This is a genomic window from Escherichia sp. MOD1-EC6098, from assembly GCF_002965865.1.
In the GTDB taxonomy this organism is placed as follows: domain Bacteria; phylum Pseudomonadota; class Gammaproteobacteria; order Enterobacterales; family Enterobacteriaceae; genus Escherichia; species Escherichia marmotae.
The window spans coordinates 100,033-123,778 of record NZ_PTSN01000007.1; the positions used below are offsets into that span (position 1 = coordinate 100,033).

The window sequence follows — 23,746 nt, forward strand, 5'->3', positions numbered from 1 at the left end:
AACCTGAGATTTTAGTCCATAAAAGCACAACAATGTTTATAACATTCTAACAGGATCTGAGAATTATCCGAAAGAACTCTTTCACTATTATTATCCAAAAGTGAATAGCAAACTCAGCAATCCCAGCAATGATGCCGTTCTCAGAGAAATAAATAATTTTTAAGAATAAAAAAACCATAATCATTTAGTCGGATTATGGTTTTGCATGAGGTTATGGCAGATTCGTTAATAACGTACGGTTAGTTATTAATTAGTGTATTTATTAATGGCCCTATTTCTTTAAAATACTCCGGAGAAATAATATCCACGTGCGCGCAATCATGGCGATAAATATCCAGATCTGCAATCCACGGTGACCAGGCACGCTCCGGGCTGACACCTTCCGGTAATGTACGCTCAGCAACAAACAGCGTGGCTTTACCATCAAATGGCACACTATGAGCAGTGGTCAACAATCGCACCGCATCAGCATAGTTACCTTCAATGGAGGTAAACAGCTCCGTTGAAGTACTTCCCTGCTGTGCCGCCAGGAACGCCTCGCGCTCGCGGTTAATCTCCGCCAGCACTTCCGGATCCAGACCGTTGGCTTCTTTTTCCTGCCAGTTTTGCGTTTCTGGTGGCCAGGTATCCAGCAAACCAAGAAATGCTACCTGTTCGCCACGAGCACGCAGTCGCGCCGCGATACCCTGCGCCAGCGTACCGCCCAGCGAATAACCCAGCAAGTAATAAGGGCCACGAGGTTGTTGTGCCAGTAATGTTGCCAGATGCGCTTCGCATACTTCATCCAGGTTTGTCGCCGTCTGCATGGGGCCATTGGGGCGCGGTGACTGAATACCGATAATCGACCATTGTGGGTCGAGATAACGCGAGAGCACGCTAAACTGCCAGGCAAAACCGGACGCCGGATGGAAACAGAACAGCGTCGGGCCATTGCTTTCACGCAGTGGAAGAACGGTTTCAAATCCCAGACGCTGGGCGTTTTCTGCTCCGCCATCAATAATCATTGCCAGTTTAGCGACGGTTGATGCCACCATCACCTGCCCCGGTGTGACCTGGCGAGCAAACTGTCGACTTAACTGCGCTGCCAGTTTCATCGCCAGTAGCGAATGGCCGCCAAGAGCGAAGAAATCAGCGTCGGCATCCTGCACGTCACAACCCAGTAATGACGAAAACGCTTCAGCAATAATCGATTCACTGCCCGTTTTCAGCGCACATCCCGACGTATGGGCTTTTAGTTCCGGCAACGGCAGAGCTTTGCGATCCAGCTTGCCATTGGCGCTGAGCGGCAACTGCGCAAGTTGCAGCAGAACTACAGGCACCATATGCGGCGGCAATGTTTCGCGCAATTGCGCCTGCAGTGCAGTGGTATCCAGCGGCAAACCTGATTGCGACACCAGATACCCCACCAACTGACGCGCATCACCGCCGGTTGCTGCCGCCTGGTTAATGACACAAGCGTGGGTAACGGCCTGCTCGACATCTGGCAGCGCCTGCATCACGCGATCGATTTCACCCAGTTCAATACGCTGACCACGGATTTTTAGCTGATCATCACTGCGCCCGAGATACTCCACCGCGCCATTTTCCAGCCAGCGAGCCACATCGCCAGTACGATACATGCGTTCACCAGGAGCGAACGGATCGGCAATAAAACGGCTGGCTGTGAGATCGGGTCGTCCAAGATAACCCTGCGCCAGTTGGATGCCGGTGAGATAGAGATCTCCCGCAACACCCGGCGGTACTGGATGCATCATCGCATCAAGAATGCGCAGCCCCGTGTTCCAGACCGGATAGCCAATCGGTACGCTGCTACCACTCACCGCCGCCAGTTCATCGCCAAAGGCCGGATACCAGCTCACATCCACCGCCGCTTCTGTAGGGCCGTAGAGATTATGTAACGGCGTGCCGGTTAATTGCTGCCACTCACGGCATAAATCGGTCGGTAATGCTTCGCCACTACAGAACACCTGTTTCAACGTCGCGCAACTTTGGCGAGCGGTTTCCGCTGTCAGCGAAGCAACAAACGCCGCCAGCATCGACGGTACAAAGTGTGTGGTCGTCACGCCGTATTCGGCAAAAAACCGTTGCATAGCGAGCGGATCGCGGTGCGCTTCCGGCTCTGCCATTACCAGTTTTGCCCCAGCGATAAACGGCCAGAAAAATTCCCATACTGAGACATCAAAACTGCACGGCGTTTTTTGAGCAACGACATCTTCACCTGTCAGTGGGTAATGGTTTTGCATCCATAACAGGCGATTAACGATAGCCTTCTGCCCGACCATCACCCCTTTCGGCCTGCCGGTAGAACCGGAAGTAAAGATGATATAAGCGGTGTGGTGCGGCTGCGAAAGTTGCAGTGGCGCACTGTCGTGAGGGGTAAGTGGGGCGTTATAGCAAAGGCGGGTTAAATTTGCTACATCGCTAAAGCGCGGCAGTTGATCGTCGCTGGTGATTAACAACGACGGGCGTGCATCTTCCAGCATCATCTTCAGACGATCGTCCGGATAGCCCGTATCCAGAGGTAACCAGGCCGCGCCTGCTTCAACAATCGCATGTAATGCCAGGGTCAAAAAGACCGAGCGCGGCAATGCCACCGCAACGCTGTCGCCGGGTTTAACGCCGCGCTCACGCAGCAGATTAGCCAGCGCTACCACCTGCTCGCGCATTTCCCGATAGCTGAACTGGTAATGTGCATCTGCCAGAGCCGGAGCATCCGGCGTTTTCGCTGCCTGTTCTGCCACCAGCGCGCTCAGTGTGGTTTCAGGAATATCGACCTGGGTGGCGTTGATCTGCGCCAACTGAGCATATTCGTCTGGCAGCATAATATCGACATCGCCACACAACAGCGTCGGATCCGCGGCAAATTGCGCAATCAGCATTTTCAGGCGTTCAGCGTGCTGGATTAACGTTGACTCATCGTAACGTTGTTTATTGGCGAGGATTTCAATACTCAAATCACCGTGTTCATCCGGGAACAGCGCCAGTTCAAGGTCATTAACCGGACCGGTTGCCAGGGTGTGAGTTTGCGACTGCACGCCAGGAATATCCAGTTGATAATCAAATACCTTGATATTGAGTACCGGGCCGAAAAGCGGTTCCTCTCCCGCCGCACGTCCGCTGTCACGCACAATTTGTTCCGCATCATAACGTTGATGGCGGCGCATCTTTTTCAACTGCCCTGCCAGCCGGATTGCCAGTTGCGGCAGCGTTTCTTGCGCTGCAATGTGAATACCCAATGGCAAAACGTTGAGCACAGGTCCGGTTGCCGTCAACGCCGCCGATCCCAGGCGACGCATAAAAATAAATCCGGCGGCATAGTCCATGCGGTTGCATAATCGCCCCAGCCACAAGGCTGCCAGTGCAAGAGCCAGATCGGTACGTTGTACATCTGGTAATTGCGTAGCCAGTTGGCGGAATTCACCGTCAGTAAATTCCAGTTTCAGGCGCAGAATATCCGCCGAAGCGTTACGCCCAGGCAAAGGTGCGGAAGAGAGTGAAGCTGGCGGCGGCAACTGACAGCGCTGTTCTGCCCAGAATGCTGCATCACGCTGCCAGGCGTCGCTTTCGCGGTACTGCTGGTACTCCTCCACCACTTCAGCAAAAGGAGTAAACGGCGAAACAGGCGTTGGTTCGCCCCGCAGCCATGTGCAGTAAATGTTGGCAATTTGGCGGGTAATCGCCGGGAAACTGAAGCCATCAACCAGCAAATGGTGATAACGTTGATACCAGTACCAGCGGTTATCCGCAATCTGAATGAGCTGATGAAACACCAGCGGTTTACCGCTATCGACGCGCAGGTTTTGGTGTAAATCAGCCTGCATCAATGCCAGCGCAGTGCCGTGAGGATCAATGTTGGTACGCAGGTCGATAATTTCTGGTTGTTCGAACGTCATCGCGTCATCGACCCATTGCCAGACTTCGCCGTTATCTTCCGTAAAACGCATCCGCAGCGTATCAGCCTGTGCTACCCCGGCAACCACCGCGCGGGCCAGTAATGGCGCATCAATATCTCCGGTTAATTCAACGTAATGCGCCACGCTCCAGGCGGAAGGTAAATCAGACAGTTTTTCTGCCATCCAGATGCCAGATTGCGCTGCAACCAAAGGTAAATGCTGACTCATTGCGCCTCCTGCGGCTGGGTGAAATTCGCGGGTGTCAGAGTATGCCAGTTAGCTTCCAGCCACTGCTGGCAAGTTTGCTGCGACTGCGGTTCACAAACAACGTCCCAACCCGCCGGTAACGCGCACGGTTGCGGCCACAGACTGAATTGCCCCTGCGCATTGCGCAAAACGTAAAACGCTCCCTGTGGATCATCGAAGGGATTACTGAATGCCATATTCAACTCCTGTCATGGAAAAGCGGTTGCCAGAGGTCGATTAGCCCCTGCATCAAACCGCCGCGCCAACAAAGCGCATCATGTCCGCCGTCAACCTGACGCCAGAAAATGGATTGTTGTGTGGTCTGTAATTGTGCATACAGCGCCTGGTTAGCTCGCATAATCACCGGTTCGCGAATCCCGGCCTCCAGCACTATGCGCAAGCCTTCAGCACTAACATCGCCTGATTTAAGCTGTTCGATCAGTTGCCCCTCCGGCTGCCCACTCCGATGCGGCCACCAGTACGATCCCGACTGGCTTAATACACAGCCAAAACGTTCAGGCCAGTGCAGTCCGGCATACAGTGCTGAAAGGCCGCCAAAACTTTGCCCGGCGACCACGGTACGATCAGCACGATCGCTGAAAGGGGTAATGGCTTTCACCAGGGGAAATAACTCTTGCTGTACTGCCAGCCAGAAATCAGCATTACACGGAAGTTCGCGTGCACGATGCGCGGTGTCGATGGCATCGATCAACACATACACAGCAGGTGGAAGTTGCTGACGGCGGGTCAACGAAGTCAGCGGCGACCAGACGGGCATGCTTTGCGCCCAAAATTCACCATCGAGCAGAATGGCTAACGGACGCTCTTCGGCTGGTACATCGCCGGTGGTAAAAATCCATACACGGCGTGAATTTCCCAGCCGTTCACTTCTCCAGGTAATTTCCCTGGCTGAATTTTCTGGCGTTTGCCGGCAATCCCAACCAGGTTGCAGGGGCGCTTGCGGCATTTCGAGTGCGGAAACAGCGTGCCCTCGCCCTCCTTTCCAGCTTTGCGGATTCAGCGGATCGGCTATCGCCTGAGGGAGTAATTTTTGCCATCCCTCGCGTAATTCGAGGCGATCTGGTGATGGTGTAGAAAAAATGTCAGCACGTTCAGTGGGAATAAAACAGTAGCTGCCGCGCCAGTTGGCATTAAGTTGTGTCGTCCACTGCCAGACATCGGTGCCTGCTATGCGTTGCATCGACTGGGGCTGGCTGTTCTGATGATGATCGGTAACACCAGTGATATAGACCCATACGCGCTTTATCGCTGAGCGTTCTTCAGAACCTTGTGGGTCACGCCACCAGAAAGTGACCTGATACATTTCGTCATTAAGACGCTGCCATTGCGGGCCATGTTTCGACTGCCACCAGCTATCACTTCCCACCTTTAACGCCGTCACATCATAACCTTATGTTTATTGTGAATTTTTTCATTGATTACAGAAATATATTGATAATATTATTGATAACTATTTGCATTTGCAATAGCGTATTGGCGCGCTATGTCAAGCGCGGGCATTAATTAACCAACTGCACTGCGTGTCTTTCAGGAATCAAAGGTTTTCGCAGTGACGGGCGACATCAATCCAGCTTACGTCTCTTTAGACCGTTGGAATTCGTGGCAAAAATGCAGGAAAAAAACAATGAACAAGAAGATTCATTCCCTGGCCTTGTTGGTCAATCTGGGGATTTATGGAGTAGCGCAGGCACAAGAGCCAACCGATACCCCTGTTTCACAGGACGATACCATTGTCGTGACCGCCGCCGAGCAGAACTTGCAGGCTCCCGGCGTTTCGACCATCACCGCAGATGAAATCCGCAAAAACCCGGTGGCCCGCGATGTATCGGAAATCATCCGTACCATGCCAGGCGTAAACCTGACGGGTAACTCCACCAGCGGTCAGCGCGGTAATAACCGCCAGATTGATATTCGCGGCATGGGTCCGGAAAACACCCTGATTTTGATTGACGGTAAACCGGTCAGCAGCCGCAACTCGGTGCGTCAGGGCTGGCGCGGTGAGCGTGATACCCGTGGCGATACCTCCTGGGTGCCACCTGAGATGATCGAACGTATTGAAGTTTTGCGTGGTCCGGCGGCGGCCCGTTACGGTAACGGTGCGGCAGGTGGCGTGGTTAACATCATCACCAAAAAAGGCAGTGGCGAGTGGCACGGTTCCTGGGATGCTTATTTCAATGCCCCTGAACATAAAGAGGAAGGTGCCACCAAACGCACCAACTTCAGCCTCACCGGTCCACTGGGCGACGAGTTCAGCTTCCGTTTGTACGGCAACCTCGACAAAACGCAGGCCGACGCGTGGGATATTAACAAAGGTCATCAGTCCGCACGTGCAGGAACCTATGCAACTACCCTACCAGCCGGGCGCGAAGGGGTGATCAACAAAGACATTAACGGCGTAGTTCGCTGGGACTTCGCACCGCTGCAATCGCTGGAACTGGAAGCAGGTTACAGCCGCCAGGGCAACCTGTATGCGGGCGATACCCAGAACACCAACTCTGACGCTTACACTCGCTCTAAATACGGCGATGAAACCAACCGTCTCTATCGCCAGAACTACTCACTGACCTGGAACGGCGGCTGGGATAACGGCGTGACCACCAGCAACTGGGTGCAGTATGAACACACCCGTAACTCGCGTATCCCGGAAGGTCTGGCGGGCGGCACCGAAGGAAAATTTAACGAAAAAGCGACGCAGGATTTCGTCGATATCGATCTCGATGACGTGATGCTGCATAGCGAAGTTAACCTGCCGATTGATTTCTTCGTTAACCAGACGCTGACGCTGGGTACGGAGTGGAATCAGCAGCGGATGAAGGACTTGAGTTCCAACACCCAGGCGCTGACCGGAACGAATACCGGCGGTGCTATTGATGGTGTGAGTGCCACCGACCGTAGCCCATATTCAAAAGCAGAAATTTTCTCGCTGTTTGCAGAAGACAATATAGAACTGACCGACAGCACCATCGTAACGCCGGGGCTGCGTTTCGATCATCACAGCATTGTCGGTAATAACTGGAGCCCGGCGTTAAACGTATCGCAAGGCTTAGGCGATGACTTCACGCTGAAAATGGGTATCGCACGCGCCTATAAAGCGCCGAGCCTATATCAGACTAACCCGAACTACATTCTCTACAGTAAAGGTCAGGGCTGCTATGCCAGCGCAGGCGGCTGCTATCTACAAGGTAACGATGACCTGAAAGCAGAAACCAGCATCAACAAAGAGATTGGTCTGGAATTCAAACGCGACGGCTGGCTGGCGGGCGTGACCTGGTTCCGTAACGACTATCGCAACAAGATTGAAGCGGGCTATGTGGCTGTAGGGAAAAATGCGGCAGGCACCGATCTCTATCAGTGGGATAACGTGCCGAAAGCGGTGGTTGAAGGTCTGGAAGGATCGTTAAACGTGCCGGTTAGCGAGACGGTGATGTGGACCAACAACATCACTTATATGCTGAAGAGTGAAAACAAAACCACGGGAGACCGTTTGTCGATCATCCCGGAATATACGTTGAACTCAACGCTGAGCTGGCAGGCGCGGGAAGATTTGTCGATGCAAACCACCTTCACCTGGTATGGCAAACAGCAGCCGAAGAAATATAACTACAAAGGCCAGCCAGCGGTTGGCCCGGAAACCAAAGAGATTAGCCCGTACAGTATTGTTGGCCTGAGTGCGACCTGGGACGTGACGAAGAACGTCAGTCTGACTGGCGGCGTGGATAACCTGTTCGACAAGCGTTTGTGGCGTGAAGGGAATGCCCAGACCACGGGTGATCTTGCCGGTGCGAACTATATCGCAGGTGCTGGCGCGTATACCTATAACGAACCAGGACGGACATGGTATATGAGCATTAATACTCACTTCTGATACTAACGTCAGATTGTTGACAAAGGGCGTGTCGTTCATGCCGGATGCGGCGTGAACGACTTATCCGGCCTACAAAATCTTGCCAATTCAAATATATTGCAGAACCATGTAGGCCTGATAAGCGTAGCGCATCAAGCAGTTTTGCGTTTGTCATCAGTCTCTAATATGGGCGAAATGAAAACCACGCATACCTCCCTTCCCTTTGCCGGACATACGCTGCACATTGTTGAGTTCGATCCTGCAAGTTTTCACGAGCAGGATTTGTTCTGGCTGCCGCATTACGCACAACTGCAACATGCCGGACGTAAACGCAAAGCCGAACATTTAGCCGGACGGATTGCTGCTGTTCATGCGTTGCGGGGATATGGCTATAAATGTGTGCCCGCAATCGGTGAACATCGCCAACCACTTTGGCCTACGGGCTTATACGGCAGTATTAGTCACTGCGGGGATACGGCTATAGCAATCGTCTCTCACCAACCGATTGGTGTGGATATCGAAGAAATTTTTTCTGCACACACAGCCAGAGAATTGACAGATAACATCATTACCCCCACTGAACGCGAGTTTATTACAGGCTGCAATTTACCTTTCCCTGTGGCACTTACACTGGCATTTTCAGCAAAAGAGAGTGCATTTAAGGCAAGCAAGATACAGACCGACGCAGGATTTCTAAATTATCAGGTGGTTAACTGGAATAAACAGCGAATCATTATTCGTTGGGAGGACGAGATGTTTGCTGTGCACTGGCAGATAAGAGGAAAACACATCATAACGCTGTGCCAACACGATTAATGGATAACTCTTGCTGTGGCTCGCCCGCAGCCATCACTGAGCGCGGGCGAAAGTGTAAAGCAGGTGCCCTACCATTCCTGACCTGACAACCGGATATGCAGGGATTTCTCCCCGCACAGCGGCGATTTCTTCGGTTCGTAAGCGAGAACAGCCTTAAACTCAATATTACGTTCCTTTACGGTGAACTCACACAGCGAGTCTCCGACCAGAAGCGTAAATCCCAGTACCGTCAAACACAGTACTATGACTGCCACAAGGGCATATTTCGTCAGCGTGTTTATATTGCCTCCATGCGAAGAAGGGACTAGCATCCAAATTGTTCAGGTTTGGGTAGGTAGCCCCAGGGTTGATAGAAATATCTCCTGGGCTTCATCTTTCCAGACCTCAGAGTAAACCTGAAACCGGAAAGCTTCAGGCACCCGCGGTTATCTTACCCTTCCTTAGTAAAATAACTGTTTTTTTATACAGCAAATCCTGTTTCGGGCTTTCCACAATTCATCAGATCAACTGAAGCTGAGCCAGTTTTTCTATACGCCCCAATCGTCAAAATTCTTCGCCACCAGCCAGCTCAGCCATAACTTGTCACATTGCAAAAGTAGCCAAATTGCTTCAGTAGTAAGTAGCAATCAGTTCATCATCACCAAAAAAAGAAACATTCCAGAACTTCCGCATCTCGCCCAGCCGCGCCCACTTCTATACTGAAACGAAAACGCCCACATAAGAGAAACCTATGTCATTACCCGATTTTCATATTTCTGAACCTTTTACCCTCGGTATTGAGCTGGAAATGCAGGTGGTTAATCCGCCGGGCTATGATCTTAGTCAGGACTCTTCAACGCTAATTGATGCGGTAAAAAGTGAGATTAGCGCCGGGGAAGTGAAGCACGATATCACCGAAAGTATGCTGGAACTGGCAACTGGTGTTTGCCGTGATATCAACCAGGCTGCCGGGCAATTTTCAGCGATGCAGAAAGTCGTTCTGCAAGCTGCGGCGGAGAATCATCTGGAAATTTGCGGTGGCGGTACGCACCCATTTCAGAAATGGCAGCGTCAGGAGGTGTGCGATAACGCACGCTATCAGCGGACGCTGGAACACTTTGGTTATCTCATTCAGCAGGCGACTGTTTTTGGTCAGCATGTTCACGTTGGCTGCGCCAGTGGCGATGACGCCATTTATTTGCTACACGGCTTATCGCGCTTTGTGCCGCACTTTATCGCCCTTTCTGCCGCGTCGCCGTATATGCAGGGAACAGATACCCATTTTGTCTCCTCACGGCCAAATATCTTTTCCGCCTTTCCCGATAATGGCCCGATACCGTGGGTCAGTAACTGGCAGCAATTCGAAGCCCTGTTTCGCTGCCTGAGTTACACCACGATGATCGACAGCATTAAAGATTTGCACTGGGATATTCGCCCCAGCCCTCATTTTGGCACAGTAGAAGTTCGGGTGATGGATACTCCGTTAACCCTTAGCCATGCGATAAATATGGCGGGATTGATTCAGTCCACCGCTCACTGGCTGCTGACGGAACGCCCTTTTAAGCATCAGGAAAAGGATTATCTGCTGTATAAGTTCAACCGTTTCCAGGCCTGCCGCTATGGTCTGGAAGGCGTTGTTACCGATCCACACACCGGCGATCGTCGGCCACTAACAGAAGACACCTTACGATTGCTGGAAAAAATCGCCCCTTCTGCGCATAAAATTGGTGCGTCGAGTGCGGTTGAGGCCCTACATCGCCAGGTCGCCAGCGGTCTGAATGAAGCACAGTTGATGCGTGATTTCGTTGCCGATGGCGGCTCGCTGATTGGGCTGGTGAAAAAGCATTGTGAGATTTGGGCCGGAGACTAAGTCGGGAATTGCCTTACAGAAGAATATCCCTGACAATGGTGTTTTAACTTACATTTAACAATGTTATGAAACATCCTTTAGAAACCTTGACCGCCGCAGCAGGCATTTTGTTGATGGCTTTCCTCTCTTGCCTGCTGCTGCCCGCCCCCGCGCTGGGGCTGACGCTGGCACAGAAACTGATGGCCACGTTCCATCTGATGGATCTGAGTCAGCTTTACACTTTGTTATTTTGTCTGTGGTTTTTAGTGCTGGGCGCTATTGAATATTTTATTCTTAGATTTATCTGGCGACGCTGGTTCTCGCAGGCGGATTAAACATCGATTATCGCCGCGGTTCGCGGCATACTTTGCTTATTCTCCTTCGCCTTAAGGAAAGTTTATGGATAAGCAATCACTGCTTGAAACGGCGAAACGCCTGGCGCTTGAGCTGCCTTTCGTCGAGCTTTGCTGGCCGTTTGGCCCGGAGTTTGATGTTTTTAAAATTGGCGGCAAGATTTTTATGCTGTCGTCAGAACTGCGCGGCGTCCCCTTCATAAATCTGAAGTCCGATCCACAAAAATCCCTGTTAAATCAGCAGATATATCCGAACATTAAGCCTGGATATCACATGAATAAAAAGCACTGGATTTCGGTGTATCCCGGCAAGGAAATCTCCGAAGCGTTACTTCGCGATCTGATCAACGATTCATGGAATTTAGTGGTTGATGGCTTAGCCAAACGCGATCAAAAAAGACTGCGGCCAGGCTAAAACGTAAATCTATAGAGCATTTTTCTCGCTTACCATTTTACTTCGATCCTTGTAATCTGCTGGCACACAAATGTCTTTCACAAGGAGTCTTTATGGATATTATTTCTGTCGCCTTAAAGCGTCATTCCACTAAGGCATTCGATGCCAACAAAAAACTTACCCCAGAACAGGCGGAGCAGATCAAAACCCTGCTGCAATACAGCCCTTCCAGCACCAACTCCCAGCCGTGGCATTTTATCGTTGCCAGCACTGAAGAAGGCAAAGCGCGTGTCGCCAAATCCGCTGCCGATAATTACGTGTTCAACGAACGTAAAATACTTGATGCCTCGCACGTCGTGGTGTTCTGCGCGAAAACCGCAATGGACGATGCCTGGCTGAAGCTGGTTGTTGACCAGGAAGATGCTGATGGCCGCTTTGCCACGCCGGAAGCGAAAGCCGCGAACGATAAAGGCCGCAAATTCTTCGCGGATATGCACCGTAAAGATCTGCAAGATGATGCAGAGTGGATGGCAAAACAGGTATATCTCAACGTCGGTAATTTCCTGCTGGGCGTTGCGGCACTGGGTCTGGACGCGGTGCCAATCGAAGGTTTTGACGCCGCGATCCTCGATGAAGAATTTGGTCTGAAAGAGAAAGGCTACACCAGTCTGGTGATCGTTCCGGTGGGTCATCATAGCGTCGAAGATTTTAACGCTACCCTGCCGAAATCTCGTCTGCCACAAAGTATCACTTTAACCGAAGTGTAATTCTCCCTTGCCGGGCATCCGCCCGGCTATTTATCCTCAGATTTTACTTATTTGCATAACCCCCTTTCACCCGTCATCATAGGCCGCTGTTGTATAAAGGAGACGTTATGCAGGATTTAATATCCCAGGTTGAAGATTTAGCGGGTATTGAGATCGATCACACCACCTCAATGGTGATGATTTTCGGTATTATTTTTCTGACCGCCGTAATAGTGCATATTATTTTGCACTGGGTGGTACTGCGTACCTTCGAAAAACGCGCCATCGCCAGCTCACGGCTGTGGTTGCAAATCATTACCCAGAATAAACTCTTCCACCGTTTAGCTTTTACCCTGCAGGGGATTATCGTCAATATTCAGGCGGTATTCTGGCTGCAAAAAGGCACCGAAGCGGCTGATATCCTGACCACCTGTGCGCAGTTGTGGATCATGATGTATGCGCTGCTTTCAGTCTTCTCCCTGCTGGATGTTATTTTAAATCTGGCTCAGAAATTCCCGGCGGCAAAACAGTTGCCGTTAAAAGGGATATTTCAGGGGATCAAACTGATCGGCGCGATTCTGGTCGGCATATTAATGATCTCACTGCTGATTGGTCAGTCACCGGCAATTCTGATCAGTGGTCTTGGCGCGATGGCTGCCGTACTGATGTTGGTGTTTAAAGATCCGATTCTTGGTCTGGTTGCAGGGATTCAGCTTTCCGCGAACGATATGTTGAAACTGGGCGACTGGCTGGAGATGCCAAAATACGGCGCGGATGGCTCAGTGATCGATATCGGCTTAACTACCGTCAAAGTGCGTAACTGGGATAATACCATTACCACTATTCCCACCTGGTCGTTAGTATCCGACTCCTTTAAAAACTGGAGCGGGATGTCAGCCTCTGGCGGTCGACGTATTAAACGCAGTATCAGCATTGATGTCACCAGTATTCGTTTTCTTGATGAAACCGAAATGCAGCGGCTGAATAAAGCGCATTTGTTGAAACCCTATTTAACCAGCCGCCATCAGGAAATTAACGAGTGGAATCGCCAGCAAGGTTCTACGGAGTCAGTATTAAACCTGCGCCGAATGACCAATATTGGAACGTTTCGCGCCTATCTGAACGAATATCTACGCAATCACCCGCGGATTCGTAAAGATATGACCTTAATGGTGCGCCAGTTAGCTCCCGGCGATAATGGTTTACCGCTTGAGATCTATGCGTTTACTAATACTGTGGTGTGGCTGGAATATGAAAGCATTCAGGCTGATATATTCGACCACATATTTGCCATCGTCGAAGAGTTTGGTCTGCGACTTCATCAGTCACCAACCAGCAATGATATTCGCTCCCTGGCAGAAGCATTTAAGCAGTAATTAAAAAACCGCTCTCATCGAATGGATGAGAGCGGCTTCAAATTGTTGACATCATTTTGTCGGATGCGGCGTGAACGCCTTATCCGACCTACACTATTATTTCGCTTTCCGGCGCAGTGTTTTAAACGCCACAAACAGGAACACAATCCACACCGGCAGCAAAATTGCCGACAAGCGCATATCATCCATCGTGCACATCAACAGCAAAATCATGCCGAGGAAGGCAATGCAAAGATAGTTGCCAAACGGATAGAGCAGCGCCTTAAACTGTGTTTCACGTCCCTGACGTCGCATCGCTGCACGAAAACGCAGATGCGCCAGGCAGATCATAATCCAGTTCAACAGCAAGGTTGCCACCACCAGTGCCATCAGCAAACCAAACGCTTTTTGCGGCAACAGATAGTTGATCAACACCACCAGTGAGGTGATCGCCCCGGAAAGCATCAGCGAGTTGATCGGCACGCCGCGACGGCTAACACGGGTAAGGAACTTCGGTGCGTTACCCTGGACGGAAAGGCCAAACAGCATCCGGCTGTTAGAGTAAACCCCGCTGTTATACACTGACAGCGATGCCACCAGAATGACGAAGTTCAGCGCAGAAGCCACCACGTTGCTGTCGAGGTTATGGAAAATCATCACAAACGGGCTACTGTTAGATTTCACTTCCACCCACGGGTAGAGCGCCAGTAATACCACCAGCGAACCGATATAAAACAGCAAGATACGATAAACCACCTGATTTACCGCCTTCGGGATGCTTTTTTCCGGATCGCGCGCTTCAGCGGCTGTGATCCCAATCAGCTCCAGGCCGCCGAAGGAGAACATGATCACCGCCAGCGACAAAATCAGCCCGTTCCAGCCAGTGGCAAAGAAACCACCAAAGCGCCAGAGGTTATCGATACTGGCTTTCTCGCCGCCGTGACCAGAAAACAGCAGCCACAGACCAAAACCGATCATGCCGATAATCGCCAGCACTTTAATCAGCGCAAACCAGAACTCGGTTTCGCCATACAAGCGCACGTTCACCAGGTTAACGGCGTTGATGATAATAAAGAAGGCGGCGGCCCAGACCCACGTAGGAACATCCGGGAACCAGTACTGCATATAGATGCCCGCAGCGGTCAGCTCTGCCATTCCCACCAGCACGAACATTACCCAATAGTTCCAGCCGGAAAGGAAGCCTGCAAACGGTCCCCAGTATTTATAAGCAAAGTGGGCAAACGAACCGGAAACCGGCTCCTCAACCACCATCTCGCCAAGCTGGCGCATAATCAGGAAAGCGATGATCCCGGCGACGCCGTAGCCCAGCAACACGGCCGGCCCCGCCATCTGAATCGCCGGGCCAATGCCAAGAAACAGACCAGTACCAATTGCACCGCCCAGCGCAATCAGTTGAATATGACGGTTATGTAATCCCCGATGAAGCGTCGGCTCTTGATTCGACGCGGTATCTTCCGATACGGTTGACGCGTTTTTCACGCCTTTCCCCTGTGTGTCTTTTTTAATGAGGGGCATCTTTTAACATTTAGTGCTGGTCGTCGCAAGACACAATCCACACAGTTAAACCGGGTATCCTTTTCTTATGCAAATTGCCGACAAAAAGTACTCTGTTATTGCCAAATAAGGTGTTAACGCCTTATTTGGCCTACAGAAACGTGCAAATTCAATAAATTATAATTCACGCTGTAGGCCTGATAAGGCATAGCGCATCAGGCAATTTTGCCTAAACCCGATGACGGTGCAGCCACATCAACTTATACGCCGCCGGGATAATAAACAGCGACAGCAACGGTGCGGTGATCATACCGCCAATCATCGGCGCAGCGATGCGACTCATCACTTCGGAACCCGCCCCTGTTCCCCACAGAATCGGCAGCAGACCAGCGATAATCACCGCCACCGTCATCGCTTTCGGGCGCACGCGCAGTACCGCGCCGTGATACAACGCCTCATCCAGCTTCTGTTCACTAAAGGTTTGCGGATTATCCAGCGACGGCTCTGCCTCTATGGCGTGACGTAAATACATCAACATCACCACACCAAACTCGGCAGCGACTCCGGCGAGAGCGATAAAACCGGTGCCCGTTGCCACGGAAAGATGAAAGCCCATCCACCACAGGAACCAGATACCGCCCACCAGCGCAAACGGTACACTGCTGATAATCAACAACGCTTCGCCTACGCGACGGAACGCCAGATATAACAGCACGAAAATGATCATCAACGTCATCGGCCCCATGAGTTTCAGCTTATGGTTCGCGCGCTCCAGTAACTCGAACTGCCCGGAGAACGCCACACTAGTGCCCGGTTTCAACTGCACTTTCTCGGCAATCGCTTTTTGCAGATCGTGAACCACCGACACCATGTCACGGTCGCGAGCGTCGATATAAATCCAGCTCGTCGGTCGCGCATTCTCGGTTTTCAGCATTGACGGTCCGCCAGAGACTTTGACGTCAGCAACGTCAGCAAGGGTGATTTGCTGTTTCATCGGCGTCAGAATCGGTAGCTGTCGCAGCGCCTGCGGGCTGTCGCGCCAGCTTTGTGGATAACGCAGATTAATCGGGTAACGAGCAATCCCTTCCACCGTTTCGCCAACCATCGCTCCGCCCACTGCGGATGTCACAAACAACTGCACATCCGCCACCGTCATACCGTAACGCGCGGCTTTTTCGCGGTTAATCTCAACGTTGATATAGCGCCCACCTTCCAGGCGTTCGGCAAGCGCAGAAGCCACGCCTGGCACCGTTCGCGCCACTTCTTCGATTTGTTCCGCCATCGCGTCGATATCCGCCAGCACGTTGCCGGAAACCTTAATCCCGATGGGACTTTTAATACCGGTCGAGAGCATATCGATACGGTTACGGATTGGCGGCACCCACAGATTTGCCAGCCCCGGCAGCCGCACTGTGTTATCCAGCTCTTCGATGATTTTGTCCATCGTCATACCTGGCCGCCACTGATCCTGCGGCTTAAGTTGAATGGTCGTTTCTACCATCTCCAGCGGAGCAGAATCAGTTGCCGTTTCCGCTTTCCCGGTCTTGCCAAATACCCGCGCCACTTCCGGCACGCTCATGATCAGCTTGTCAGTTTTTTGCAGCATACTCGCCGCTTCCGCCGCGGAAATCCCCGGTAGCGTCGAAGGCATATACAGCAAGTCCCCTTCATTGATCTGCGGTAAAAATTCGCCGCCAACTTTATTGAGCGGCCAGATTACCGTCAGCACCGAAAGCGCCGCCACCAGCAGCGTGGTTTTTGGCCAGTGCAATACTTTCAGCAACAGCGGATGGTAAATCCGAATCAAAAAGCGGTTGAGCGGATTACTACTTTCTGGCGGAATTTTGCCACGGATCCAGTAACCCATCAGGATCGGGATCACCACGATCGCCAGCAGCGCAGCCCCCGCCATCGCATAGGTTTTAGTGAACGCCAGTGGACCAAACAAACGCCCTTCCTGTCCTTCAAGGGTGAAGATCGGGATAAACGACAACGTAATAATCAGCAAACTGATAAACAGCGCTGGCCCTACTTCAACAGAAGCATCGGTGATCACCTGCCAGCGTGTTTTATTATCCAGCGGGGCGTCAGGATGCTGATGCTGCCACTCTTCCAGCCGTTTATGGGCATTCTCGATCATGACGATAGCGGCATCGACCATCGCCCCGACGGCAATCGCAATACCGCCCAGCGACATAATATTGGCGTTCAGCCCCTGAAAGTGCATGACAATAAAAGCAATACACAACCCCAGCGGCAACGAAATAATCGCCACCAGCGCCGAGCGCACATGCCAGAGGAACAGCGCACAGACTACCGCCACCACAATAAACTCTTCCAGCAGCTTGCCGCTGAGATTGTCTATAGCGCGGTCAATAAGCTGGCTGCGATCGTATGTTGTAACTATCTCCACGCCTTCCGGCAGGCTGCTTTTCAGCGCTTCCAGTTTGTCCTTCACGGCGGCAATAACTTCACGGGCGTTTTTGCCGGAGCGCAGGATAACGACCCCACCCGCCACTTCGCCTTCGCCGTTCAGCTCCGCAATACCCCGGCGCATTTCCGGCCCAACCTGAACCTTCGCTACATCACGCAGATAAACGGGAACACCATTTTCACTGGCTTTTAAAACGATGTGATTAAAGTCGTCGAGCGTTTGCAGATAGCCACTGGCACGTACCATATACTCTGCTTCCGCCAGTTCAATCGACGAACCTCCTGCTTCCTGGTTTGAGGCATCCAGCGCACTTTTCACTTCTGCGAGACTGATGCCATATTGCGCCAGGCGCTGAGGATCGATAACTACCTGATACTCTTTTACCACACCGCCCACCGATGCCACTTCCGCAACATTGGGGATGGTTTTTAGCTCATATTTAAGAAACCAGTCCTGCAATGAGCGTAAATCAGCCAGATCGTGCTTCCCGCTGCGATCCACCAGCGCGTATTCATAAATCCAGCCAACGCCCGTGGCATCTGGCCCCAACTCGGCACTGACACCCGCAGGCAGCTTACCCTGCACCTGGTTGAGGTACTCCAGCACCCGCGAGCGCGCCCAGTACGGATCGGTGCCATCTTCGAAAATGACATACACATAAGAGTCGCCAAACTGCGAGAAACCGCGCACTGTCTTCGCGCCCGGCACCGACAGCATGGTAGTGGTTAGCGGATAAGTGACCTGATTTTCAACGATTTGTGGTGCCTGACCGGGGTAACTGGTTTTAATAATCACCTGCACATCGGAGAGATCCGGCAGTGCATCCACTGGCGTGTTAATAATGGTCCAGGTGCCCCAGATACTCAGAAACAATGCGCCCATCAGCACCAGAAAACGGTTCGCCACCGAGCGACGAATAATCCATTCAATCATTGGTTATTCCCTCAATGCGCATGGGTAGCGCTTTCAGAGCGCATCCGCTCCAGCGCACCAGAAATATTGGCTTCGGAATCAATCAGAAACAGCCCGCTGGAAACCACCTTTTCACCTTCCGCCAGACCAGAGCGTAGCGCGGTGATACCTTGTGATGCCTGGAAAACGGAAACGCGTTTCGGAACAAAACGCCCGTCGGCATCAACGGTAATCACCCGCTGTTCGCTGCCGGTGTCGATCAGCGCCTGTGAAGGAATCAGCAGCATCGGTTCGCTGGCGGTATTGAGTTGCAACCAGGCGTTCATTCCCGGTTTTAGCGCCTCTTCGGCGTTGTCGACTTCCAGACGCAGTTGCAGCGTGCGGGTCGCGGCATCCACGCCGGGTAGCAGCGTCCATTTGCGAATGGTGAGCGTTTTATCGGGTCGCGCCGGAACGGTGAGCGTAAACTGCGAGGCATCTTTCACCAGCCAGGCGATGGACTCCGGGATCGCGGCAGTGACCCACACCGGGTTCATACCCTGAATTTTCGCTACCACGTTATCTTTGGCGATATTCATTCCCGCGCGCAGATCAAACGCGGTGATCACGCCATCAATGGGCGCTTTGAGCGTAAAGCGAGTCTGGATTTTTTGCGTGGCGATCAAGCGACGAATATCGGCCTCCGGCATTCCCGCCAGTCGCAGCCGCTCAAGAATGCCTTCGATCTGGGTCGCCGTACCGCCGGTTTCACGTAGCAGTAAATACTCACTCTGCGCTTCCACCCAGTCGGGAATAGTCAGCTCGAGAAGCGGCGCGCCCTTTTTCACTTTATCGCCCACGGTAAGCGGATAAACCTTGTCGATAAACCCGGCGGCGCGGGCCTGCACAATAGCAAACTGATACTCGTTGTAACTGACGTTTGCCGGGAAACTCTGGGCAAACGTCAACGACCCGCGCGTGACGGTGGCCGTTTTCACCCCCAGATTCTGCGTCTGGGTCGGGTCAATACGCACACCAGACGCAGAATTCTCTTCATCGGCATATTTCGGCACCAGATCCATATCCATAAACGGTGATTTACCCGGTTTATCGAACCGCGTATTGGGATACATCGGGTCATACCAGAATAAAATTTTACGTTCTGCGGTTGGTGTTTTTTCTGCTGGCTGTTCCGCCTGGGAAAACCAGGTAAAACCTGCCGCGGAAATAATACCGCCCGCGATCATGCTGCCGATAATAAGCGCGATTTTTTTCATTTCATTAAACCTGGGTTACTGGCTGATTTTAATATCCTGTAATAAAGAAAGGTTGCCCTGCTGGACAAAATTAAACGCCACTTTGTCACCGGTTTTAATTTCGCTCATTTTCGTCTGCGGGGTGATGGTAAAACGCATGGTCATCTCCGGCCAGTTCACGGCAGCAATCGGATCGTGATGGATAGTGATTTTTTTGCTTTCCAGATCAACACCTTTTACCACACCGGTGGCGCTAATTACCTGCGGTTGTGCTTCGCTCATCGTTTCATGATGATGCTCGTTAGCCTGCGCATTAAAGCCAATAACGGTAAACAGACTGAACATTGCGACTTGCAGTGTCTTTTTCATTTTATATCTCCTGGAGTTAAAAAATTATTGCTGCCAACCGCCACCCAGAGCGGTATATAAGGAAACTTCGTTAACCTGACGGGCATAATTCAGGTCGAGTAAGGTTTGTCGGGTAGCAAATAAAGAACGTTCGGCATCCAGCACTTCCAGATAACTTACCGCGCCGTGCTGATATAACGTCCGCGCCCGTTGCAGGGTAATTTGCAACGACGCCAGATAACGCTGCTGAGCGCTGATTTGATCATTCAGGCTTTGGCGTAACGCCAGCGCATCGGCCACTTCTTTAAAGGCGTTCTGGATTTTCTGTTCATAATTCACCACCGACTGCTGCTGGCGAATTTCAGCGATATCCAGATTGGCCTGGTTACGTCCGGCATTAAAAATGGGGATCTCAATTTTGGGGATAAAATTCCACATCCCGCTGCTGGCGTTAAATAATGACGACAGATCGCTGCTGGCGGTTGATATTCCGCTGGTCAGGCTTATAGACGGAAAAAATGCCGCGCGTGCAGCGCCAATATTGGCATTGGCCGCCATTAATGCATGTTCGGCTTCCATAATATCCGGGCGTTGCAATAAGATTTGCGATGACAAACCCCCCGGTAATTTAACGCTTTGCAAGCTGTCGCTGTTTGCTGCCTGCGCTTGCGGCAGCTTGCCGTAGCGTCCCAATAACAGTTGCAACGCATTATTCGCCTGCGCCAGTTCCCCCTGACGTTTAGCAATATCGCTACGGGTACTTTCAATCACCCCGCGAGCCTGTTCCAGCGCCAGAACATTGCTGCTACCGGTTAACAGTTGTTTTTCGACAAACGCATATGACTGTTGATAATTACGCAGCGTTTCTTCGGCTATTTGCAATTGCGCATAAGCCAGTTGCTGGTTGTAATAGCTTTGCGCGACATTCGAAACCAGCAGAATATGCACCGCGCGCCGGGCTTCCTCAGTAGCTAAATAATTTTGTCGCTCGGCTTCGCTCATGTTCTTTAAGCGACCGAAAAAATCGAGGTCAAAACTGGCGTTAAGGCCAGTCGAGAACTCCCGTGTCGTGGCGGTATTGCCTTTAAGATTACCGCTCCAGTTGCCGCTACCCTCGCCGTTGAGTTGCGGGTAGCGATCGGCATCGGTCAGTCGATATTGCGCCCGCGCCTCCTGCACTTTTAGCGCCGCCATACGCAAATCCCGGTTATTCGCCAGCGCCTCGCTAATCAGCGTCTTCACCTGATTATCAACAAAAAAGGTGCACCAGCCCGCACTCTGGTAATTATCGACCGGGTTGATCAGGCTGTTCTGACTTAACGAAAACTGCTGCGGCACGGGCATTGCCGGGCGCTGATAATCCGGTGCCAGTGAGCAACCACTTAGCGCGAGGGCCACACAAAGTGTCAGGAGTTTACAATGAGACATAGGCACATAATTTCTGGTGATTTTATGCCGCCAACTTTACCCGCCAGGCTCTGATTTTCCGGTGACAGGAAAATGACAAAATTGTCATTTTGCCAATAAGCGATTGCCATCTGATCGCGCTCCTCTAGAATTGGCCGGGCAGTATGCGGAGGAAACATGAAACTGTTGATTGTCGAAGATGAAAAGAAAACCGGCGAATATCTGACCAAAGGGTTAACCGAAGCCGGTTTTGTGGTCGATTTGGCCGATAACGGACTTAACGGCTACCATCTGGCGATGACTGGAGATTACGACCTGATAATCCTCGATATTATGCTGCCAGACGTGAACGGCTGGGATATCGTGCGCATGTTGCGTTCTGCCAACAAAGGGATGCCGATTCTGCTGCTCAGCGCGCTGGGTACGATTGAACATCGCGTCAAGGGGCTGGAGCTGGGAGCGGATGATTATCTGGTGAAGCCATTCGCTTTTGCTGAACTACTGGCGCGGGTGCGCACCTTACTGCGGCGCGGAGCGGCGGTGATTATCGAAAGCCAGTTTCAGGTTGCCGACCTGATGGTCGATCTTGTCAGCCGCAAAGTCACCCGTAGCGGCACGCGTATCACTTTGACCAGTAAAGAATTTACCCTGCTGGAGTTTTTCCTCCGTCATCAGGGCGAAGTACTGCCCCGCTCGCTTATCGCTTCACAGGTATGGGACATGAATTTTGACAGCGACACCAACGCCATTGATGTGGCGGTGAAGCGACTGCGCGGCAAAATCGACAATGATTTTGAGCCAAAGCTGATTCAAACCGTGCGTGGCGTGGGTTACATGCTTGAGGTGCCGGATGGCCAATAAGCCATTTCAGCGCCCGTTTTCGCTGGCAACCCGCCTGACCTTTTTTATCAGCCTTGCCACCATCGCGGCATTTTTCGCCTTTGCATGGATCATGATCCACTCGGTAAAAGTCCATTTTGCTGAGCAGGATATTAATGATTTAAAAGAGATTAGCACCACCCTTGAACGGGTACTTAATCACCCTGACGAGACACAAGCCCGACGCTTAATGACGCTGGAAGATATCGTCAGTGGTTATTCCAACGTCTTGATTTCCCTGGCAGATAGCCACGGTAAAACGGTATATCACTCCCCAGGCGCGCCGGATATCCGCGAGTTTGCACGCGATGCCATACCCGATAAAGACGCACGTGGTGGTGAGGTGTATCTCCTCTCCGGCCCGACGATTATGATGCCGGGCCACGGTCACGGGCATAGGGAACACAGCAACTGGCGGATGATTAACTTGTCGGTTGGCCCGCTGGTGGACGGCAAACCGGCTTATACGCTCTACATTGCGCTGTCGATCGATTTTCATCTTCATTACATAAATGATTTGATGAATAAACTTGTAATGACTGCATCGATCATCAGCATCCTGATCGTCTTTATCGTGCTGCTGGCGGTACATAAAGGTCACGCGCCGATCCGCAGCGTCAGCCGCCAGATCCAGAATATCACTTCGAAAGATCTCGACGTTCGCCTGGACCCGCAGACCGTGCCGATTGAGCTGGAGCAACTGGTGCTGTCGTTTAATCATATGATTGAACGTATTGAAGATGTCTTTACCCGCCAGTCCAACTTCTCGGCAGATATCGCCCACGAAATTCGCACGCCAATTACGAATCTGGTGACGCAAACGGAAATTGCCCTGAGTCAGTCGCGCAACCAGAAGGAACTGGAAGATGTGCTCTACTCTAATCTGGAAGAGTTGACGCGAATGGCGAAAATGGTCAGCGATATGCTGTTTCTCGCCCAGGCCGATAACAACCAGCTAATCCCGGAAAAGAAAATGCTCAACCTGGCAGATGAAGTCAGCAAAGTTTTCGATTTTTTCGAGGCGTTAGCGGAAGATCGCGGCGTGGAACTGCGATTTGTTGGCGACAAGTGTCAGGTCGCGGGCGATCCGCTGATGTTGCGTCGGGCGTTAAGCAACCTGCTTTCTAACGCCCTGCGTTATACGCCGCCCGGAGAGGCAATTGTAGTGCGTTGCCAGACTACCGATCGCCAGGTACAGGTTACCGTCGAAAACCCCGGTACGCCCATTCCGCCCGAACACTTACCGCGATTGTTCGACCGCTTCTACCGCGTTGACCCCTCCCGCCAACGAAAAGGTGAAGGTAGCGGCATTGGCCTGGCGATTGTGAAATCGATTGTTGTCGCGCATAAAGGCACGGTTGCGGTAACGTCAGATGCGCGTGGGACAAGGTTTGTGATCTCATTACCCGCTTAATCATTCAGCAAACAGCAACTTTTATCACCAGTGTAAAAATAACGTGCCGCAATAGTCATACCTATTAATGGTAAAAAGCTGTCACAATTCATAAAAAACCTTAATA

The 23,746-nt window shown here is 51.7% G+C and carries 17 protein-coding genes and 2 pseudogenes; 10 read left to right on the forward strand and 9 right to left on the reverse strand.

The window, feature by feature from the left end; translation table 11 throughout:
- Positions 1–239 precede the first annotated feature (239 nt).
- Genes entF through fes form a run of 3 tightly spaced genes read right to left on the reverse strand, consistent with a single transcriptional unit; the run spans position 240 to position 5,541 of the window.
- Positions 240–4,121, reverse strand: a complete 3,882-nt coding sequence (entF, locus tag C0K55_RS10070; protein WP_105266052.1) for an enterobactin non-ribosomal peptide synthetase EntF — start codon at positions 4,119–4,121, stop codon at positions 240–242.
- The gene (locus C0K55_RS10075; RefSeq protein ID WP_105266051.1) at positions 4,118–4,336 is read right to left on the reverse strand and encodes an MbtH family protein; all 219 of its coding nucleotides are present in this window, start codon (positions 4,334–4,336) and stop codon (positions 4,118–4,120) included. Before C0K55_RS10075 ends, entF begins: the two co-directional genes overlap by 4 nt.
- A gap of 2 nt (positions 4,337–4,338) precedes the next feature.
- Entirely contained in the window at positions 4,339–5,541 is a 1,203-nt protein-coding gene (gene fes, locus C0K55_RS10080) for an enterochelin esterase (RefSeq protein WP_105266050.1), read from the reverse strand.
- A gap of 243 nt (positions 5,542–5,784) precedes the next feature.
- Between fes and fepA the strand changes: the two genes are divergently transcribed.
- Positions 5,785–8,025, forward strand: coding sequence for a siderophore enterobactin receptor FepA (gene fepA, locus C0K55_RS10085; protein ID WP_001034945.1), 2,241 nt, complete (start codon positions 5,785–5,787; stop codon positions 8,023–8,025).
- 174 nt (positions 8,026–8,199) lie between these two features.
- Positions 8,200–8,820 carry an enterobactin synthase subunit EntD gene (gene entD, locus C0K55_RS10090; protein ID WP_077633338.1) on the forward strand — a complete coding sequence of 207 codons (621 nt, stop codon included), beginning with the start codon at positions 8,200–8,202 and terminating at the stop codon, positions 8,818–8,820.
- A gap of 125 nt (positions 8,821–8,945) precedes the next feature.
- Here the strand turns inward: entD and C0K55_RS10095 are convergent.
- Positions 8,946–9,131 (reverse strand): annotated as a pseudogene (locus C0K55_RS10095) (Hok/Gef family protein); the annotation flags it as partial.
- Here C0K55_RS10095 and C0K55_RS27010 point away from each other — a divergent pair.
- The 6 genes and pseudogenes from C0K55_RS27010 (at position 9,064) to ybdG (ending at position 13,517) form a co-directional block, all read left to right on the forward strand.
- Positions 9,064–9,331: pseudogene (locus C0K55_RS27010) on the forward strand (hypothetical protein). The pseudogenes C0K55_RS10095 and C0K55_RS27010 overlap by 68 nt on opposite strands.
- Positions 9,332–9,550: 219 nt before the next feature.
- Positions 9,551–10,669, forward strand: a complete 1,119-nt coding sequence (locus C0K55_RS10105; protein WP_105266049.1) for a YbdK family carboxylate-amine ligase — start codon at positions 9,551–9,553, stop codon at positions 10,667–10,669.
- Between the two features lie 65 nt (positions 10,670–10,734).
- On the forward strand, positions 10,735–10,983 hold the full coding sequence (locus tag C0K55_RS10110) for a DUF1158 domain-containing protein (protein ID WP_105266048.1): 249 nt from the start codon (positions 10,735–10,737) through the stop codon (positions 10,981–10,983).
- Between the two features lie 64 nt (positions 10,984–11,047).
- Positions 11,048–11,416: an MmcQ/YjbR family DNA-binding protein gene (locus C0K55_RS10115; RefSeq protein WP_000360970.1), complete on the forward strand. Its 369-nt coding sequence runs from the start codon at positions 11,048–11,050 to the stop codon at positions 11,414–11,416.
- 92 nt (positions 11,417–11,508) lie between these two features.
- Positions 11,509–12,162, forward strand: a complete 654-nt coding sequence (gene nfsB, locus C0K55_RS10120; protein ID WP_001515940.1) for an oxygen-insensitive NAD(P)H nitroreductase — start codon at positions 11,509–11,511, stop codon at positions 12,160–12,162.
- Positions 12,163–12,269: 107 nt separating this feature from the next.
- Positions 12,270–13,517 (forward strand): mechanosensitive ion channel YbdG, encoded by a 1,248-nt coding sequence (gene ybdG, locus C0K55_RS10125; RefSeq protein WP_001153127.1) that lies wholly within the window; start codon positions 12,270–12,272, stop codon positions 13,515–13,517.
- A gap of 96 nt (positions 13,518–13,613) precedes the next feature.
- Here the strand turns inward: ybdG and pheP are convergent, their stop codons facing one another.
- From pheP to cusC, 5 genes are all read right to left on the reverse strand, one after another.
- The gene (pheP, locus tag C0K55_RS10130; RefSeq protein ID WP_000786335.1) at positions 13,614–14,996 is read right to left on the reverse strand and encodes a phenylalanine transporter; all 1,383 of its coding nucleotides are present in this window, start codon (positions 14,994–14,996) and stop codon (positions 13,614–13,616) included.
- 244 nt (positions 14,997–15,240) lie between these two features.
- Positions 15,241–18,378, reverse strand: a complete 3,138-nt coding sequence (gene cusA / locus C0K55_RS10135; RefSeq protein WP_105266047.1) for a Cu(+)/Ag(+) efflux RND transporter permease subunit CusA — start codon at positions 18,376–18,378, stop codon at positions 15,241–15,243.
- Between the two features lie 11 nt (positions 18,379–18,389).
- Positions 18,390–19,613 (reverse strand): Cu(+)/Ag(+) efflux RND transporter periplasmic adaptor subunit CusB, encoded by a 1,224-nt coding sequence (gene cusB, locus C0K55_RS10140; RefSeq protein WP_016248445.1) that lies wholly within the window; start codon positions 19,611–19,613, stop codon positions 18,390–18,392.
- A 15-nt stretch (positions 19,614–19,628) separates the two neighbouring features.
- Positions 19,629–19,961: a Cu(+)/Ag(+) efflux RND transporter periplasmic metallochaperone CusF gene (gene cusF, locus C0K55_RS10145; RefSeq protein ID WP_000753225.1), complete on the reverse strand. Its 333-nt coding sequence runs from the start codon at positions 19,959–19,961 to the stop codon at positions 19,629–19,631.
- A gap of 24 nt (positions 19,962–19,985) precedes the next feature.
- Positions 19,986–21,368 carry a Cu(+)/Ag(+) efflux RND transporter outer membrane channel CusC gene (cusC, locus tag C0K55_RS10150; protein ID WP_105266046.1) on the reverse strand — a complete coding sequence of 461 codons (1,383 nt, stop codon included), beginning with the start codon at positions 21,366–21,368 and terminating at the stop codon, positions 19,986–19,988.
- Positions 21,369–21,524: 156 nt separating this feature from the next.
- Between cusC and cusR the strand changes: the two genes are divergently transcribed.
- Both cusR and cusS read left to right on the forward strand, forming a co-directional pair.
- Positions 21,525–22,208: a copper response regulator transcription factor CusR gene (gene cusR / locus C0K55_RS10155; RefSeq protein WP_000770938.1), complete on the forward strand. Its 684-nt coding sequence runs from the start codon at positions 21,525–21,527 to the stop codon at positions 22,206–22,208.
- Complete coding sequence (cusS, locus tag C0K55_RS10160) at positions 22,198–23,640, forward strand: Cu(+)/Ag(+) sensor histidine kinase CusS (RefSeq protein ID WP_105266045.1); 1,443 nt, start codon at positions 22,198–22,200, stop codon at positions 23,638–23,640. The genes cusR and cusS overlap by 11 nt, the downstream gene beginning before the upstream one ends.
- The last annotated feature ends 106 nt before the right edge of the window (positions 23,641–23,746 follow it).